Source organism: Vibrio sp. RE88 (assembly GCF_013113835.1).
In the GTDB taxonomy this organism is placed as follows: domain Bacteria; phylum Pseudomonadota; class Gammaproteobacteria; order Enterobacterales; family Vibrionaceae; genus Vibrio.
The window spans coordinates 669,239-686,791 of record NZ_VTYQ01000001.1 but is presented as its reverse complement, the minus strand read 5'-3'; the positions used below and the strand labels follow the sequence as shown (position 1 = coordinate 686,791).

Below are 17,553 nucleotides of genomic sequence, written 5' to 3'. Positions count from 1 at the left end.
TCTTGACGTCTCTTCGACAAAGCTATTTACTTACTTGTAGTTACTAAATTACAAACTAATACCAAATATTAACGATGCCTTGCTCTCGCCCCTACCCTCTTGGTGCTACGTTGAATCACGAAGGCTGTAACTTCGCGATTTACGCACCTAAGAATAAAGATCTCCAACTTGCGCTTTTTGATGAAAACAATAATTATCAAACCTTTTCACTCGCCAATGAATATGCAGGGATAAAACACACGTTTATTCCCGGGGTTAAGGCTGGGCAAAGATACGGTTTTATAATTAGTGACGAAGATAACCTTCAGCTAATTTCAGACCCGTACGCAAAAGCGCTGGATAAACCACTTTTTTACGAAACCCCTTTTAATTCAGCCAAGAGCTTTGATTTATCCAAATGTGTGGTCATTCAAAATGAATTTGATTGGCAAGGCATTGAGAAGCCATATCGACCACGCGAAGAAATGGTGCTGTTTGAAACTCATGTTAAAGGAGTCTCAAAGCTAAACCCCAACGTACCAACGCAATATCAGGGGAGCTATCTTGGTTTAGTTAGCGATGCAATGCTTGAGTTCTACAAAGAGCAGCAGATTAATACTTTACAACTGTTGCCCATTGCCGCTTGTATGCACGAGCCTCACTTACTCAAGATGGATAAGGTCAACTACTGGGGCTACAACCCTTATGTGTTTATGGCTCCTGACCCTCGCTACGCTGATAAAGATGCAGTAACTGAACTCAAAACAGCGATTCGTGAACTTCACCGACACGGGATCGAGGTAATCCTCGATGTTGTGTATAACCACACGGCAGAAGGCGATGAAAAAGGCCCAGTGTTTAACCTAAAAGCACTGGATGATCGTTACTACTTTAAGCACGGCGAGCATTTTGCGAATTTTACAGGTTGCGGGAACACTCTCGACTTATCCTACCAGCCAGCTCTCAACCTAGTGATGGATACTCTAAGGTATTGGGTTGAGGAGTATCAAATCGATGGTTTCCGCTTTGATCTTGCGGCAACTTTGGGGAGAGAAGGTGAAGACTTCAACCCAAATTCTGGCTTCTTCAAAGCTGTCGCTCAGGACCCTGTCCTTAAAGAGGTAAAGCTTATCGCTGAGCCATGGGACATCGGCCCTAACGGTTATCAGGTTGGCAACTTCCCATTTGGTTGGAATGAATGTAACGACCGACTACGGGATATTACTCGAAGCTTCTGGCGAGGCGATCAAGGTTACCTGAAAGAGTTTGCGACGCGTCTAATGGGCTCACGTGACCTTTACAGTGCTGCAAACTGGCCATACAAGCTGACCGTTAACTACATTACTTATCACGATGGCTTCTCGATGCAGGATCTGGTTTCTTACCGTCACAAGCACAATGAAGCCAATGGTGAACAAAACAGAGATGGCCACGGGGACAATCGTTCCGATAACTATGGTGTTGAAGGTGACACTGAAAACCCAAGCATCATCGAAAAACGTGAAAAGCAGAAGCGTAACTTTATGGCCAGCCTGCTATTTGCTTTTGGTATTCCTCATATACTGACTGCTGATGTACTCTCTCATAGCCAAAAAGGCAACAACAATGCCTATTGTCAGGACAATGAGCTAAGCTGGCTGAATTGGCAGCCTTCTCATGAAAAAGACGAGTTCAAAACCTGGCTAGCGAATATGGTTCAGGCACGACAAACTTACATGGTGCCATTTATTCGGGCATTCAGTGGGGAGAATCGAAACGACAACCGCATCCATTGGCGACGCATTGACGGCACATTCATGGAACACGACGATTGGAATCAGCTTAGTTCGGTTGCCCTTCAGTTGGGTATCGGCAAACAAGGTGACGAGTTGTTCTACTGTATCAACCAAACCAACGCGCCAGCGCGCTTCAGTTTGCCAAGCGAGAATCATCAACAGTGGACCATGGTATGCAATACTGACAATCACGAGTTGCATCAGACCATAGATCACAAGCAAGTCCTCATCGCTCCTAGTTCAATGGCTATCTTCCACGCAAAAGCCTAATCTTGCGCTGTTCTGATAAGCCACCTTCAGAACAGCGACTATCTACTTGATTAGATAACCTTTTTCTCCAACAATATCCCTAAGCTGGTAACACTGGCAAAGGAGGACACATGGCTGAAAAAATCTCTACGACTGCACTGGCAAAATTGCGTCAAACTGATACTAAGCAGTTGTTTCAGGAACTTAAGCTGGCGGGTTATATCAATCGCTCAGAGGATGCGTGGGTATTGACGGAGCTCGGGGAAAAGTTTGGCGGAGAGTATGTCCAGCACCAGAAGTTCGGTCAGTTTATCGTCTGGCCAGAAAACCTCCTGATAGATACCGCCGCAACAAGCGGTAAGTCTTTAAGTGCGACCCAAATTGGCGAGCGTTTCTCGCTCAATGCTAAGAAGATCAACCAACTCCTTCAGGAGCTGGGTTGGTTGCAAAAGGTGGACGCTGGATGGGAAGTCACAGCTAATGGTCTCAAAGTCGGTGGCTACCAGAGAGAAGACAAAGAAAGTGGCAATCACTTTGCTGTCTGGCATGATTCCATCATCCGCAACAAACGCCTGAAGCAGTCAGTCATAGAATTTTCCGGTCAAGATGCTGAAGCTCATGCAACAGATAAGTCCATATCGAGCTTTCGGCAAAAATTTGAAGCTAAGCACCGCACGTTAGACGGGCACTACGTACGCTCAAAAGCAGAGTTGAAGATTGATAACTGGCTCTATATGAATGGCATTGTTCACGCCTATGACCGTCAGTTACCTATTGAAGAAGATGTCCTCAGCGATTTCTATCTGCCCACGGGCAAAGTCTACTTGCAATATTGGGGGCGTGATACCGGAGCATTCCCCGAGAACGAAAAAGCCGACATCAAACGAATATACGAGCAACATCAATTTGATTTGATTGAAGTCGAGCCTGATGACATCGACAAACTTGACGATGTTCTCCCAGCCAAATTAAGAGAGTTTGGCATTTCGGCGTACTGAGCAAAAACCTACCTCAGGCAGCCAACTTAATCCTCCCTCCTCATAACGTAAAAATCCGATATTGGTCGCCCAATATCGGATTTTAAAATTCAATCAAATACTGTTTATTTTGAAAGATTAGCCACGGTAGTAACGTTGAGGAACAAATGGCATTTTTTCAATGGTCATAGGCAGTTTCTTACCACGAACATCTGCAAACAATTCAGTGCCGATTGCTGCAAGATCTGCACGTACATAAGCCATAGAGACAGGCTTACCTGCGTTTGGACCCGCGGTACCACTGGTCACGACACCGACTTTGTTGTCATCGGCATCAAACAGCTCCGCACCTTCACGTACTGGCGCTTTCGTCTGGCCTACTAGACCAACACGCTTACGTGATACGTCTTTAGTTTCAATCTGCTTAAGGATGATATCCGCACCTGGGAAGCCACCAGCGCGCTCGCCGTCTGCACGACGAATTTTCTGAATACCCCACAGAAGGCTTGCTTCTACAGGTGTCGTCGTTGTATCAAGATCGTGTCCGTATAGGCACAGACCACACTCTAGACGAAGTGAATCACGTGCACCAAGACCAATCCACTCCACTTCTTCTTCCGCTGTTAGCTTCTGCGCAAGTTCTTCAGCATGCGTGTTCGGCACAGAGATTTCGTAGCCATCTTCACCTGTGTAGCCACTGCGGCTAACGATGCACTCAACACCTAGGATGTCTAACTTCTTCACATCCATAAATAGCATCTCAGCAACTTCTGGGTTGAAGCGCTTAAGCACATCGACTGCTTTAGGACCTTGAAGAGCCAGCAATGCGCGATCATCAATGATCTCTAGCTCAACACCCGTTGGTAGGTGAGCTTCAAGGTGATTGATGTCTTGCTCTTTACACGCCGCGTTAACCACAACAAATAGGTGGTCGCCTAGGTTTGCCACCATTAGGTCATCCATGATGCCGCCTTCTTCATTAGTAAAGAAAGCATAGCGCTGGTTGCCCTGTGGTAGGTCAATGATGTCAACTGGAACTAACGACTCAAGAAATGCTGCGGCACCTTCACCGTGCAAACGAAGTTGTCCCATGTGAGACACATCAAAAAGACCCGCAGCGTCGCGAGTATGTAAGTGCTCTTTCTTTACACCCAGTTTGTATTGGACTGGCATGTCGTAGCCTGCGAAAGGAACCATTTTCGCACCAGCTTCTACGTGAAGCGTATGAAGTGGTGTTTTGAGTAGATCTTGAGTCATTGTTGTCTCCATTTAATCAGGTTCGTTTTCCGTTCAAGGAAACCTTGTTTCCAATAATAAACACGAGTGGAGAATTTTTGCACCATTAACAGCAGGGGAACAGTCTAAAGTGTGACATTTAACATCATATTCACATTCAAAGGGGCAAAAAGAAAGCGCCATCTCAGACTGATTCTGTCCGAGATGGCGCTATTGTACTCATCTAAATCGCAAAGGCAAACGTTTGCTTTCACTATACGAAATTCTTTATAAATCGTGTTATTTAGCGGTCACCCACAAAATATTGGCATCCTGCTCACTGGTTGAGATCAGCATATGGCCCATGTTTGCGTCATAGTAAACACTGTCACCTTCACTCAATTCTACCGGTTCGTAAAACTCCGAATAGAACATGACAGAGCCAGACAAAATCAGCAAAAACTCTTCACCGTCATGACGTACCCAATCACCGTACTCTTCAAAGTTTCGCGCATGAACTTGGCTTTTAAAAGGCATCATTTTCTTATTGGAAAGCTGAGTCGCCAAGAGCTCATGTTCGTAGGTCGGTGTCGGGTGCGGTTTACCTTGCTTATTCTTAGTGATATCCCTACGCCCTGTTGCCACCTTTTTTCTAGGTGGTTCAAAGAGTTGAGGCATATCTATCTGTAATCCAAGCGCCAGTTTCTGCATCGCCTGAAACGTAGGAGAAATCTGCTCATTCTCTATCTTGCTTAGGGTCGAACGAGCGAGACCAGTGCGTTGACTTGCCTCTTCCAGAGTAATCCCTAACTTACCGCGAATGTCCTTGATTCTCTCACCCAATTTTAGGGGTTCGATGTTTTGATCGACGGCCTCTTTTGCCAGAGTCAAAGATGGGTACTCATCATAGATATCTTCGGGCATGCTTCCCTCTTATTAAACGTCCACTTCCTGTTCCATTTTCATTGTGCACGAACCCATTCAGAGAGGAAAGATAACAATAGGAAATAAAGCGTGCTCTCGGTAACAGTTTTAGAAACCATGTTTCCAATAGGAAATTTTTGGTTGATTGTTCCTTCGACAAACGCTATGTTACCAACTTGTTAGTTGTAGAGATGCTATTTCCGAACTGACTGATAAAGTGATTTAACAGTGAGATTCGGCTTTTCCCCAAGATTTGACACATCGCTTAGGGGTATAGAATTCACCCTGTCTTCGTTTTTGAGGGCAGTAAATAGAAAGAGGACTAACGAGAGCGATAACCCTATTAATAATCTCGTTAGCACGAATGGAAGGTCATCTACCATGAACAACACTTACCAAAATCACAGCCTAGAGAACTTTTTCTCGACTAATCTTGCTGCTACAGACGACGCGGTTTTCGCAGGTATCCAAGCGGAAAACACTCGTCAGAACGAACAAATCGAGCTCATTGCTTCAGAAAACATTGTTTCAAAAGCAGTGATGCAAGCTCAAGGCACTTGCCTAACCAACAAATACGCAGAAGGCTACCCTGGTCGTCGTTACTACGGCGGTTGTGAACATGTTGATACCGTAGAAGCAATCGCGATTGAGCGCGCTAAACAGCTGTTCAAATGCGATTTCGCTAACGTTCAGCCTCACTCTGGCGCACAGGCAAACGGCGCAGTTAAACTTGCTCTGCTTCAACCTGGCGATACTATCCTAGGCATGTCTCTGGATGCTGGCGGCCACCTAACTCACGGTGCGCGCCCTGCTCTTTCTGGTAAATGGTTCAACGCTGTTCAGTACGGTGTGGATCGTGAATCACTAGAAATCAACTACGAAGATGTTCGTGCTCTGGCACTTGAGCACAAACCAAAAATGATCATCGCCGGTGGTAGTGCTATTCCTCGTACTATCGACTTCGCAAAATTCCGTGAAATCGCTGATGAAGTTGATGCGATTCTAATGGTTGATATGGCGCACATCGCCGGTCTGATTGCGACTGGTGCTCACCCTAGCCCACTGCCACACGCACACGTTGTTACAACGACAACGCATAAAACATTGCGTGGCCCACGTGGCGGTATGATTCTGACCAACCACGAAGACATCATTAAGAAAATCAACTCAGCGGTATTCCCTGGCCTTCAAGGTGGCCCACTGATGCACGTGATCGCAGCTAAAGCCGTCGCTTTCGGTGAAGCTTTAGGCCCTGAATTCAATACTTATATTGATTCAGTGATCAATAACGCAAAAGTTCTGGCGGAAGTATTGCAAACTCGCGGTTGTGACATTGTGACTGGCGGCACTGACACGCACCTGATGCTGGTTGACCTTCGTCCTAAGGGCTTGAAAGGTAACAAAGCAGAAGAAGCGTTGGAGCGTGCAGGGATCACATGTAACAAAAATGGCATCCCATTCGATTCAGAGAAGCCTATGATTACATCGGGCATCCGTTTAGGGACGCCTGCGGGTACAAGCCGCGGCTTTGGCGCTGAAGAATTCAAACTCATCGGTAACTGGATTGGCGATGTACTGGACGGATTGGTGAACAACCCTGAAGGTGACGCAGAAGTAGAACAACGCGTTCGCAAAGAAGTGAAAGCGCTGTGTAATCGCTACCCACTTTACCAATAAACAATTTAATCAAAGTTATATTTTTGGAGATTAAGCAATGGACAACACACTGAAGTTTGCAGATAGCCACGAGTGGGTACGTGACAACGGTGACGGCACAGTAACTATCGGTATTTCAGAGCATGCACAAGAAATGCTAGGTGACGTTGTATTCGTAGACCTACCTGAAGTTGAAGCAGAAATCGAAGCGGGTGATAGCTTCTCTTTGGTTGAATCTGTAAAAGCAGCTTCAGATATCTACGCGCCAATCACTGGTGAGATTCTAGAAATCAACGAAGAGTTAGAAGATAGCCCAGAGCTAATCAACGAAGAACCTTTCGAAGGCGGTTGGATTGTTAAAGTGAAGATGTCAGATGCATCAGAGCTAGACAATCTGAAAAGCGCAGAAGAGTACCTAAACTCGATCGAAGACGAGTAATTAGGACGAGTTTAAAGCTGCCCCCAAACGGGAGGCAGCTTTTTTTCAAAGTTCGGACGTATAATTATTTATATCAGTAATGATATCCGATACCCGAATGATGGAGTAGGTAAAGGACAATGACTGAATTACTTCAAAGCCTCAGCACACAAAATGAGTTCGTTGCTCGCCACAACGGCCCAAATAAATCTGACCAACAAAAAATGTTGGATGCGATCAATGTTGCCAGTCTTGACGCACTGATCGACGAAACCGTACCAGCTCAAATTCGCCTAGAACAGCCAATGACAATGGCTGAAGCATTGAGCGAAGCAGACATGCTGGCTGCGATGCGTGAATTCGCAGATCAAAACCAAATTAAACGTACATTCATCGGTCAGGGTTACTACAACACCTTTACGCCAAACGTGATTCTACGTAACGTATTGGAAAACCCAGGCTGGTACACAGCTTATACCCCTTACCAACCAGAAATTTCTCAAGGCCGTTTAGAAGCATTGCTGAACTATCAGCAAATGGTGATGGACTTGACGGGAATGGATATCGCTAACGCGTCTCTTCTTGATGAAGCGACGGCGGCTGGTGAAGCGATGACGCTTTGTAAGCGTGCCGGCAAGAGCAAGAGCAACGTCTTCTTCGTCGCAGACGATGTTCACCCACAAACGCTAGAAGTGGTTAAGACTCGCGCTAAATACATCGGCTTTGACGTACAAGTCGGTTCTCTTGAATCTCTTCCTGAGCAAGATGTCTTCGGTGCACTGGTACAGTACCCAGGTACTACAGGTGAAGTTCGCGACCTAACGGACATCATCGCCAAAGCACAAGCCAACAAAACACTAGTTGCCGTAGCCACTGACCTACTTGCTTCAGCACTATTGAAGCCAGCAGGCGAAATGGGTGCAGACGTTGTCATCGGTTCTGCTCAGCGTTTCGGCGTACCTATGGGTTACGGTGGTCCACACGCAGCCTTTATGGCAACACGTGAAAAGCACAAGCGTACAATCCCAGGCCGTGTTATCGGTGTATCTATCGATACTAAGGGCAATCAAGCTCTACGTATGGCTATGCAAACTCGTGAGCAGCACATTCGCCGCGAGAAAGCGACATCCAACATCTGTACGGCTCAGGCGCTACTAGCAAACATGGCTTCATTCTACGCGGTTTACCACGGCGCGGAAGGTCTACGTACTATTGCTCGTCGTACTCACCACATGACAGCTATTCTTGCAGCTGGTCTGACTAAGTCAGGCTATGAGCTCGCGCACAACAGCTTCTTCGATACCATTACTATCAACACTGCTGGTAAGACAGAAGAGCTGTACGCGAAAGCACAAGCAGCAGACATCAACCTACGCAAGCTAGACGGCAAGCTAGGTGTGAGCTTCGATGAGACAACAACAACAGGTGACATCGAAGCACTATTTACCGTATTCGGCGTAAAAGAAGAAATCAACGCGCTTTCTTCTGAAATCGCAGGCAACGAGTTTGCAGCAATTCCTGAAGCGCTTCGTCGTACTTCAGAATACCTAACTCACCCAGTATTCAACACGCACCACAGCGAAACACAGATGATGCGTTACCTGAAACAGCTTGAGAACAAAGACTTCTCGCTGACGCACGGTATGATTCCTCTGGGCAGCTGTACCATGAAGCTGAATGCTGCGGCTGAGATGATCCCTGTGACTTGGCCTGAATTTGGCTCAATTCACCCATTCGCACCAATCGAACAAGCAGCGGGCTACTCAGCTCTAGCGAAAGACTTGAAAGAGAAACTGTGTGAAATCACAGGTTACGATGCATTCTCACTACAACCAAACTCTGGTGCGTCTGGTGAGTACGCTGGTCTTATCGCGATTCAGCGCTACCATGACAGCCGTGGTGAAGGTCACCGTAACGTTTGTTTGATCCCAAGCTCTGCGCACGGTACTAACCCTGCGACAGCATCTATGGTGTCAATGAAAGTAGTCGTGGTGAAATGTGATGACGACGGTAACATTGATATCGACGATCTAGCGGAAAAAATCGAGAAGCACAAAGACAACCTTTCTAGCATTATGATCACTTACCCTTCTACGCACGGTGTGTACGAAGAGCAAGTGAAAGAAGTGTGTGAAATGGTTCATGCTGCTGGCGGTCAGGTTTACCTAGACGGCGCAAACATGAACGCACAGGTTGGCTTGACGTCTCCAGGCTTCATCGGCTCTGACGTTTCTCACCTGAACCTGCACAAAACCTTCTGTATCCCACACGGTGGTGGCGGTCCGGGTATGGGCCCTATCGGTGTGAAATCGCACCTAGCGCCATTCCTTCCTGGCCACATCGAGAACGGTGTTGAAGGCGATGACTTTGCTATCTCGGCAGCTGACCTAGGTAGCGCTTCTATTCTGCCTATCTCTTGGGCTTACATCGCCATGATGGGTGAAGCTGGTCTTACAGATGCAACTAAAGTTGCGATTCTGAACGCGAACTACATGATGGAGCGCCTACGCCCTCACTACCCTGTTCTTTACCGTGGTACGAACGGCCGCGTAGCTCACGAATGTATTATTGATATTCGTCCGCTTAAAGAAGAAACAGGCATCAGCGAAGAAGATATCGCGAAGCGTCTGATGGACTACGGCTTCCACGCACCAACTATGTCGTTCCCTGTTGCAGGTACGCTAATGGTTGAGCCAACAGAATCCGAAGATCTAGAAGAGATCGACCGCTTCTGTGAAGCAATGATCGCGATTCGTGAAGAGATGGCTAAAGTGAAGAATGGTGAATGGCCACTAGAGAATAACCCTCTGGTTAATGCACCGCATACTCAAGTTGATCTTTCTGCTGCAGAATGGGATCGCCCATACTCGCGTGAGCTTGGCTGTTTCCCTTCACCTGCCACTAAGTCTTGGAAGTACTGGCCTACCGTTAACCGTGTAGATAACGTATACGGTGACCGTAACCTAATCTGTTCTTGCCCTAGCATCGAGAACTACGAAGACTAAGTTCATTTTTCCTATACAGATATATCAAAGGCGAACCTCAGGGTTCGCCTTTTCTGATTTGGGATAATTTAAGTTATACAGCCCTTTTTAACTAAGAATATAATGAGAAAATCTTACTCCAAGTCAAACTCCATGAGCTCTCTGAAACGGTTAATCAGCTAATAAGCCTTCTCTATGAATCACACATATAAAAAGCAAGTTTGCCATATTCAGTCCTTGTTGATTTTGGCTCAGCAGTCTTTTCTAGTCACAGGGACAAACCTTTCGCCCTTAAATGTCTTTACAGGGTTGCCCCGTTCGAGCTCCCAATGTTGTTGCCAACGTACTTTCTCTTGAGAAGTCATTTGCGCTTGCTTCATCATTTCTAGTTTTTGAAACAATAAGGCTCTCGCCAAGCGTTTGTTGGCATGTTGGCTACGTTCACTTTCAACCCGCACTGAAACACCTGTTTCCGTGTGAGTGGCACGCACCGCCGAGTTGGTTGTATTGACATGCTGACCACCAGCCCCCGATGCCCTACACGTTTGATACGTTACGCCACTATCTAGCCTTGACTCATCGACTTCGAACATTTGCCCACTGAAAAACCAATTCTTACGCTTATGTTTAGGTCGAAAGCGACTTTGACAAACCCACAACATGGCACCCTGCCAAGAGAAAGCCAGTTGCTTGGCTCTCTCCTCAAATGGTGAATCCAGCTTTATCAATGCGGATTTGAAACAATCCTTATAATCGGCAGCAACTGTATCAACGACATTAAACTCTATGTTTTCAGCCTGACATTCCTTTTCAATTGCTTTTAGTGATAAACCAATGGCCTTACAGCATTCGATAGGACCTTGTCCTGACGATAATTGCTGTAATATCATGATGAACAATCTCCATTGGTTTTAAACGTTAACACTGGTCGCAATTTTGCAACGACCTCGATTAACCCAGCATCGACCATATCGTTGATTACGGTTTCGCAATTTTTATAAGCTTGCGGTGCTTCATCATAGAGAAGTTCCTTATTACCACACACCACACGGCTGCCAAGAGCGGTACGATATAAGTCCTCGCGCTTGTATTTATGACCCAACCGGCCATGACATTCACCGCGTTTCCATTTTCTGCCAGCGCCATGTGCTAGTGAATAAAGGCTGATCGCCATATTTTCATCTGCACCTTCAATTGGCTTGACTAAATAGCTGTAATCTCCACGTGAACCTGGAATTACGACATAGCCTTTGTCGCTTGGGGTCGCTCCTTTTCTGTGTAACCAACCTCGCTGACCCTCGATTTCTTTCGGTGAAACTAGATTGTGATTCACATCCAGAGCGCACTTACCTTTAGCACGAATAGCGTCAAGAAATCGCTTGGCAATGAGTTCTCGATTTAGCTCAGCCCAACGCACCGCTTCATCATGCTTTTGCATGTAATCTTCGAAATTACCAACCGCATCTCTGACTTCGATACCGTCATGATTATGGGTTGTCACATGATTAACTAAAATCGATTGCCCTAGACCTCTAGAGTCAGAGTGCACAAGTAGCTGTAGATGTTTTTTGTTTAGCCCAAGTTCATCTAAATCTTGTTGTTGGTAAACTTCTTCAATTGCTTGAAACTCAGCAAAATGGTTACCGCCACCGATTGTGCCTAGTGCATAGTCATACGCATTCGTGGCAATGCTTTTTTCTGATTTTCTCGCGGCAACATGCTCTGTCCAGCTGTCGTCTAGAGGCTGTTCTACATGCCCGAACTTCTTTGCTAACTTATCTAAGTTAACCTTGGATACTTTTGCTGACGTTTGCCAAAGCGACATACCACAGCCAATATCATTGCCTACTAATGCAGGGTAAATTTTGCTGGTTGTAAAGAATGCTGCACCAATTGGATAACCTCTTCCAGGGTGCAAGTCAGGCATGCCCGCTACTCGCTGCATACCCGTTAATTTTGATGTTTTAATTAGTTGTTGTATTGCTAGCCCTTCAATCCACGTATCAGTAGACGCAATAAGGCTAACGTTTTCAGTGATCTTTTGGACGGATTTGCCCATAGTACCAATACCTTTAAATAGGATTTAAAACGAAAAACGTATTGGCAGGTCAGTTGACTAGGGCGTAGCTTTATAAGAAAGCGAATACCTTAAAAAAGGGATTTATGAGAGAGCTTTCTGCTACTTATAGGACAAGACCTGCAAAGGATAATGATGTATTTGTCATGATTTTTTACTCCTTTACAGTTAGTTGATAGATAAGCGGGCGCATAATACGCAAACACTATTCACAACGCAATAAGATTAATTATTAGATTACATTCTTCTTCCCTGTTAATACCCCACTAAAAACACATTCATCACTTAAATATATAAGTTCTGTGCTTTAGAGCTAAAACTCACCAAATTGCATATAAAAACACATAACTCATTATTTTATAAAGTGAATTTCATCAATATAATCCCACCCAATTTATATTGAGAGAAATATTGAATGATGAAATCTAAAGTCTATTTATTACTTTCGATTCTCACCTGAACACTCTCCTTCGAAAAAACACCCTTGTCTATTCACTAGTGTTGTTTCAACTCAAAACTATCTATCAGGAAAAATAACAATGAAAACATCAACGTTAGCCAGTAAGGCTGTGCTTAGTAGCACCTTACTTGGAATAAGTAGCACAGCCTATGCTATCGATATCGCGGTAAAGTGCCCCGACGCCCCCGTAAACTCAGTGATTCTTGATAAAGGGTACGTGTACGTAGTGGTTGATAATCAACTAATCAAAGATAAAACGTTATTGGATAACCTAGAAAAAGGTCATATCCGTTTTTGTACCAGTCAAGTCACCTCTCTGTCAGGGCTCTTCCGTGACCGCGAATCTTTCAATAGCGATATTAGTGATTGGGATACGTCTGGCGTAACTGACATAAACCTGTTATTCAAGAATGCCAAGAGTTTTAATCAAAACATCGGACACTGGGATACGTCCAATGTCCGAAGTATGGCGTATACGTTCTCGCTTGCATCCAAATTCAATCAAGATATCGGGCATTGGGATACCTCCAGTGTAACAAATATGATGGGCACGTTTAGTTTCGCTTCAAACTTCAACCAGGATATCGGCCATTGGGACACGAGCAACGCATACGATTTTAGAACGATGTTTGAGGGTGCTTCATCATTCGATCAAGACATAGGCCACTGGAATACATCTAACGTAAGAAACATGACTTATATGTTCCAAAACGCTGTCAGCTTTAACCAAGATATCGGCCATTGGGATACCTCAAACGTCACTAATATGTTGTGGATGTTCGGTGGTGCTAAGACGTTCGATCAAGACATTGGCTACTGGGACACATCAAAAGTAACCAATATGATGCATATGTTTTATGAGGCTAAAGCGTTTAATCAAGATATTGGAAGTTGGGATACCTCTAATGTCACAGATATGTATAACATGTTCGCTCGAACAGCGGCATTTAACCAAGACATTGGCCGCTGGAATACCGCTAAAGTAAAAAATATGGAAGGTATGTTTAATACTGCAACAGCTTTTAATCAAGATATCGGTCACTGGAACACTTCAAGTGTGACTAACATGTCGTTTATGTTTAGCTCAGCTAGAGCTTTTAATCAAAACCTTGACAGATGGGACACTTCAAAAGTAACTAATATGATGAGCATGTTCAACTATGCAAGGAGCTTCAACCAAGATATAGGAAATTGGGACACATCAAAAGTTACTGATATGCGAAACATCTTTTACTATGCTGATACTTTTGACCAACCTATTGGGCAATGGAACACATCTAATGTTACTACCATGTCTAACATGTTTTACCACGCTGAAAGCTTCAACCAGAGCATAGCTCAATGGGATACATCAAACGTCACTGATATGAGCAGTATGTTCCGGTACGCAAAATCGTTTGACCAGGATATTGGGCAGTGGAATACGTCTAATGTGACCACCATGTCGAACATGTTTGACAGTGCTGAGAGCTTCAACCAGAGCATTGACCAATGGGATACATCAAACGTCACAAGCATGATCCAGATGTTCAGAAATGCATACAGATTCAATCAAGATATTGGCCAATGGGACACCGCTAATGTGACATCTATGTCTTCCATGTTTAACTTCGCTAAAAACTTCAACCACAACATTGGCCAATGGGATACGTCAAATGTCACGGATATGAGCCAGATGTTTAGCACTGCACATAAATTTAATCAAGACATTGGGCTGTGGAATACCGAAAATACAACCAATATGTTCCGTATGTTCAGCAGCGCAAGTAGCTTTAACCAAGATATCAGCCACTGGAATACCTCAAACGTCACAAATATGTCTTCTATGTTCACTTACGCCACCGAATTTAATCAGGATATTGGTCGATGGGATACTTCCAATGTTACTGATATGGGGCATATGTTCTATTTCGCCAAAAACATGCATCAAGATATTAGCATTTGGGACGTAACTAACGTCAGTGAGCACAGCAACTTTGCCAAAGCTAGTGCTCTTACCGAAGAACAACTTCCAGTCTTTGTTCACTAGAAACCATATTAACTAGTCGTGTAAAGGCGAACCAAGTGGTTCGCCTTTTTATTCAACGATTTAACTATTGTCGCTTTCAGGTTTACCCTTGAGTTGCTCTACCAATATCTTCAATTTTGCTTGGCGCTGTAGCGGCCCAATGCTGTTCATTGCGCATTCGGGCAAAGTAATCGTTTATGTTTGGGTAGGAATCCCAATCAAAAGGTATGCTTTCTTTAAAGAACTCTACATGCACTATTGCGTAGTCAGCCAATGTTATTGCATCACCAACCATGAACTTGCGCCCTTCTAGATGGCGTTCCAATACCTCAGAAAATCGAACCAAATTCTGCTTGGCCCAATTAATGACTGCGTCATCTCCTTTCACACCCAAGAATCTGGGTTTGGCAACGGCTTCTAAAGCTAAAGTCCCAAAAGCTTGGTTGAAATGGGCTAGCTCCCAACATAGCCAGCGATTTATATCTGCCCTTACTTTGAGCTCATTTGGATATAGATCATTGATACCTGAATTTTCAGCGAGATACTGAATTATGGCATTAGACTCCCACAGTGAAACATCACCATCAACAAGCGTTGGAACCATCGCATTGGGGTTTAAGCTTACGTATTCCGGTTGTTTGTGTTCGCCAGAAAACAAATCCAGATACTCGATTTCTATATTTAGCCCTAGATGATTGATCACTGCCAATACCTTGCGAGAGTTCGGTGATCCTACAATTGCGTACAGCTTCATTTTTCCTCCTTGAATTTAACTTGTTTTTTGCAAGTAAAATAAACCTAGGAAATTAACTTTCATTTTGCAAGTTAATTTTAAAAGGAGTACGATGAATGAATGGTGGATAAGAAAACTAAAGAATGGTCAGGTTGCCCAGTTCGTTTTGGCATGAGCCAATTTGGAGACAAATGGAGCTTTCTGATTCTTCGTGACTTGATGTTTAAAGGTAAGCATTACTATCAAGAGTTTTTAGAGGCTGGTGAAGGTATCTCTACTAACATCTTGGCCAGCCGACTTGCCGACTTAGAATCAAATGGGTTGATCAGCAAACAACGCGATGCAGTTAAGCGCTCTAAGTTTGTCTACACATTGACCGATAAAGGCATCGATTTGCTGCCTATGATGCTGGCAATGATCGATTGGTCCGAAAAATACGATGTAAAAACCGAAGTCCCTTCTGATTTCATTCGAAAGCTGCGCAGAGACCCCGAGTCGTTACATCAAGAGTTACGACAAAGCTTGGCTCAAGAATCCAAAGATAAGTAAGGGCAACATACCTGTTGCCCTTCGAAATAAGATTTCCAGTGTCATCAAAATATCTGTGAACCCACAAAACGCATAGGTATGTAGGCCACATGAGTGCATTTACTTTAACGGGTCGTTATCAGGTAATGCACTATGAATCCAAAGCGCGAGTCTGTGCTTGATATTAGCACCATCAAGTTTACTGTCAGGTAATGGAGCAATTTGTTTGGCATCGACCAAAAACAGATAAACCGCTTTCACTCTGACTGGCTGAGGTGACTTAGGCAAATCAAAGCCCTGCATCTTCGCCATTTTCTCACCGATTTCCAGTGCCTTCTTTACCAGTTTGTCTTCATTGTGAAGTTTTGAACTTTTTGACATTAATAGAATTCCTCTTTCCTGACTCTGCCTAGAATACATCAAGCTTCGAACTAGGCGTGTTAGCGCACTCTCAGATTGAACAATAGAGAATTAGATGTACGGGTGCACTATCTAAAGCTACTCAGTAACTCATCAAAGATAGTTCTGAGCTCTTCATCACTTAGGTTGAGCAGGTTATCGCCCACATACCACTCAACAACCGACTGGTGTGGGTGACCTGTAACCTGCGGATACCCAATCCAGATCCCCTTTTCTTCCGCCAACTGCTTTTGCACTTCTAACGCTTTTTCATGACTAAACGGCAGTATCAAATGCAGCATATTCGATTGTGGTAGCAGCGGATTGGCGACAAGCATCGGATACTCTTCAAGGATTCGGTAGATTTGTTTGGTGCGCTCAAACAGAGCAGGGAGCTGCTTAAGCCTCTGATCAAACTGCATGGCCGCTGAGACCACATAAGGGGTACGATGATAAACATTGCCGCCCTGACGCTTCATCCAAATCGATGCTCGCTCAACAAACTCCTTTGAGCCCAACAGCATAGAACCACCTAAACCATTGATACCTTTGTAAAGAGAAACATAAGCCGTATCAAAACCTTTAGCGATTTGATGGTACTCTTTTTGATAGTAGGCTGCGGTTTCCCATAGCCTTGCACCATCCATGTGTAGATGAATACCATTCGTCACGCAGTAGGACTTAATCTCTTCCAGACTTTCCCAATCAGGCAACTGCCCACCAATTTCACGCATAGGTAATTCATACAATACCGCTGCAATTTCATCCGGCCACGCCTTCAGATCTTTCAGTGACCATGTCTGATATTGGTTACCAATCGGAAGAATACTGAAACGATTTTGCAACTGATAACCTTGCCTTTCATGGATATAGATATGGCTGGAAGGATGCATTGCCACCACTGGGTTGCGCTTCTCTTTAGTGACCAATTCCAATACGGTGGGTTGCGTCATCGTCCCCGTAATCACGAATAAAGCAGCCTCGTAACCAAGCAAGTCCGCGATTTTTTGTTCAAACGCCTGAATGGTTTCTCCTTCGCCATAAACATCGTGAGCCACATTGTGTTCCTCACACCATGCGGCCATTTTGGCAAAGTGCTCTGCCGGCGTATCTTCTTTGTTACCAGGTAAAATCGTATGACAAAGCTGTTTCAACTGACTGCTCATTATTA

The 17,553-nt window shown here is 44.6% G+C and carries 14 protein-coding genes; 7 read left to right on the top strand and 7 right to left on the bottom strand.

Annotated elements, in window-relative coordinates:
• Positions 1 to 74: 74 nt before the first annotated feature.
• Positions 75 to 2,024 (top strand): glycogen debranching protein GlgX, encoded by a 1,950-nt coding sequence (gene glgX / locus F0265_RS03210; protein ID WP_171747726.1) that lies wholly within the window; start codon positions 75 to 77, stop codon positions 2,022 to 2,024.
• A 110-nt stretch (positions 2,025 to 2,134) separates the two neighbouring features.
• A complete protein-coding gene (locus F0265_RS03205; protein WP_171747725.1) occupies positions 2,135 to 3,001 on the top strand; it encodes a glycerol kinase in 867 nt (288 codons plus the stop codon).
• A gap of 117 nt (positions 3,002 to 3,118) precedes the next feature.
• Here the strand turns inward: F0265_RS03205 and gcvT are convergent, their stop codons facing one another.
• Together gcvT and F0265_RS03195 are read right to left on the bottom strand one after the other, a co-directional pair.
• Entirely contained in the window at positions 3,119 to 4,237 is a 1,119-nt protein-coding gene (gcvT, locus tag F0265_RS03200) for a glycine cleavage system aminomethyltransferase GcvT (protein WP_019275953.1), read from the bottom strand.
• A 258-nt stretch (positions 4,238 to 4,495) separates the two neighbouring features.
• Positions 4,496 to 5,119, bottom strand: a complete 624-nt coding sequence (locus tag F0265_RS03195; RefSeq protein ID WP_006961443.1) for an XRE family transcriptional regulator — start codon at positions 5,117 to 5,119, stop codon at positions 4,496 to 4,498.
• Positions 5,120 to 5,500: 381 nt separating this feature from the next.
• Here F0265_RS03195 and F0265_RS03190 point away from each other — a divergent pair, with 381 nt between their 5' ends.
• The 3 genes from F0265_RS03190 to gcvP all read left to right on the top strand — a co-directional run bounded on the left by F0265_RS03190 (position 5,501) and on the right by gcvP (position 10,198).
• Positions 5,501 to 6,796, top strand: a complete 1,296-nt coding sequence (locus F0265_RS03190) for a serine hydroxymethyltransferase (RefSeq protein WP_006961444.1) — start codon at positions 5,501 to 5,503, stop codon at positions 6,794 to 6,796.
• Between the two features lie 37 nt (positions 6,797 to 6,833).
• On the top strand, positions 6,834 to 7,214 hold the full coding sequence (gene gcvH / locus F0265_RS03185; RefSeq protein ID WP_006961445.1) for a glycine cleavage system protein GcvH: 381 nt from the start codon (positions 6,834 to 6,836) through the stop codon (positions 7,212 to 7,214).
• A gap of 119 nt (positions 7,215 to 7,333) precedes the next feature.
• The gene (gene gcvP, locus F0265_RS03180) at positions 7,334 to 10,198 is read left to right on the top strand and encodes an aminomethyl-transferring glycine dehydrogenase (protein ID WP_171747724.1); all 2,865 of its coding nucleotides are present in this window, start codon (positions 7,334 to 7,336) and stop codon (positions 10,196 to 10,198) included.
• A 230-nt stretch (positions 10,199 to 10,428) separates the two neighbouring features.
• On the opposite strand, the gene prfH is transcribed toward gcvP, so the two are convergent.
• The gene (prfH, locus tag F0265_RS03175; RefSeq protein ID WP_171747723.1) at positions 10,429 to 11,067 is read right to left on the bottom strand and encodes a peptide chain release factor H; all 639 of its coding nucleotides are present in this window, start codon (positions 11,065 to 11,067) and stop codon (positions 10,429 to 10,431) included.
• Positions 11,064 to 12,236 (bottom strand): RNA ligase RtcB family protein, encoded by a 1,173-nt coding sequence (locus tag F0265_RS03170; protein ID WP_171747722.1) that lies wholly within the window; start codon positions 12,234 to 12,236, stop codon positions 11,064 to 11,066. The genes prfH and F0265_RS03170 overlap by 4 nt, the downstream gene beginning before the upstream one ends.
• A gap of 557 nt (positions 12,237 to 12,793) precedes the next feature.
• On the opposite strand from F0265_RS03170, the gene F0265_RS03165 reads away from it, so the two are divergent.
• Entirely contained in the window at positions 12,794 to 14,743 is a 1,950-nt protein-coding gene (locus F0265_RS03165) for a BspA family leucine-rich repeat surface protein (protein ID WP_171747721.1), read from the top strand.
• Positions 14,744 to 14,825: 82 nt separating this feature from the next.
• On the opposite strand, the gene F0265_RS03160 is transcribed toward F0265_RS03165, so the two are convergent.
• Positions 14,826 to 15,476: a glutathione S-transferase family protein gene (locus F0265_RS03160; protein ID WP_171747720.1), complete on the bottom strand. Its 651-nt coding sequence runs from the start codon at positions 15,474 to 15,476 to the stop codon at positions 14,826 to 14,828.
• Between the two features lie 99 nt (positions 15,477 to 15,575).
• On the opposite strand from F0265_RS03160, the gene F0265_RS03155 reads away from it, so the two are divergent.
• On the top strand, positions 15,576 to 16,004 hold the full coding sequence (locus F0265_RS03155) for a helix-turn-helix domain-containing protein (protein ID WP_171747719.1): 429 nt from the start codon (positions 15,576 to 15,578) through the stop codon (positions 16,002 to 16,004).
• A gap of 99 nt (positions 16,005 to 16,103) precedes the next feature.
• On the opposite strand, the gene F0265_RS03150 is transcribed toward F0265_RS03155, so the two are convergent.
• Both F0265_RS03150 and F0265_RS03145 read right to left on the bottom strand, forming a co-directional pair.
• Entirely contained in the window at positions 16,104 to 16,364 is a 261-nt protein-coding gene (locus F0265_RS03150; RefSeq protein ID WP_021455562.1) for a DUF5062 family protein, read from the bottom strand.
• A 107-nt stretch (positions 16,365 to 16,471) separates the two neighbouring features.
• The gene (locus tag F0265_RS03145; RefSeq protein WP_171747718.1) at positions 16,472 to 17,548 is read right to left on the bottom strand and encodes an aminotransferase class I/II-fold pyridoxal phosphate-dependent enzyme; all 1,077 of its coding nucleotides are present in this window, start codon (positions 17,546 to 17,548) and stop codon (positions 16,472 to 16,474) included.
• Positions 17,549 to 17,553: the final 5 nt, after the last annotated feature.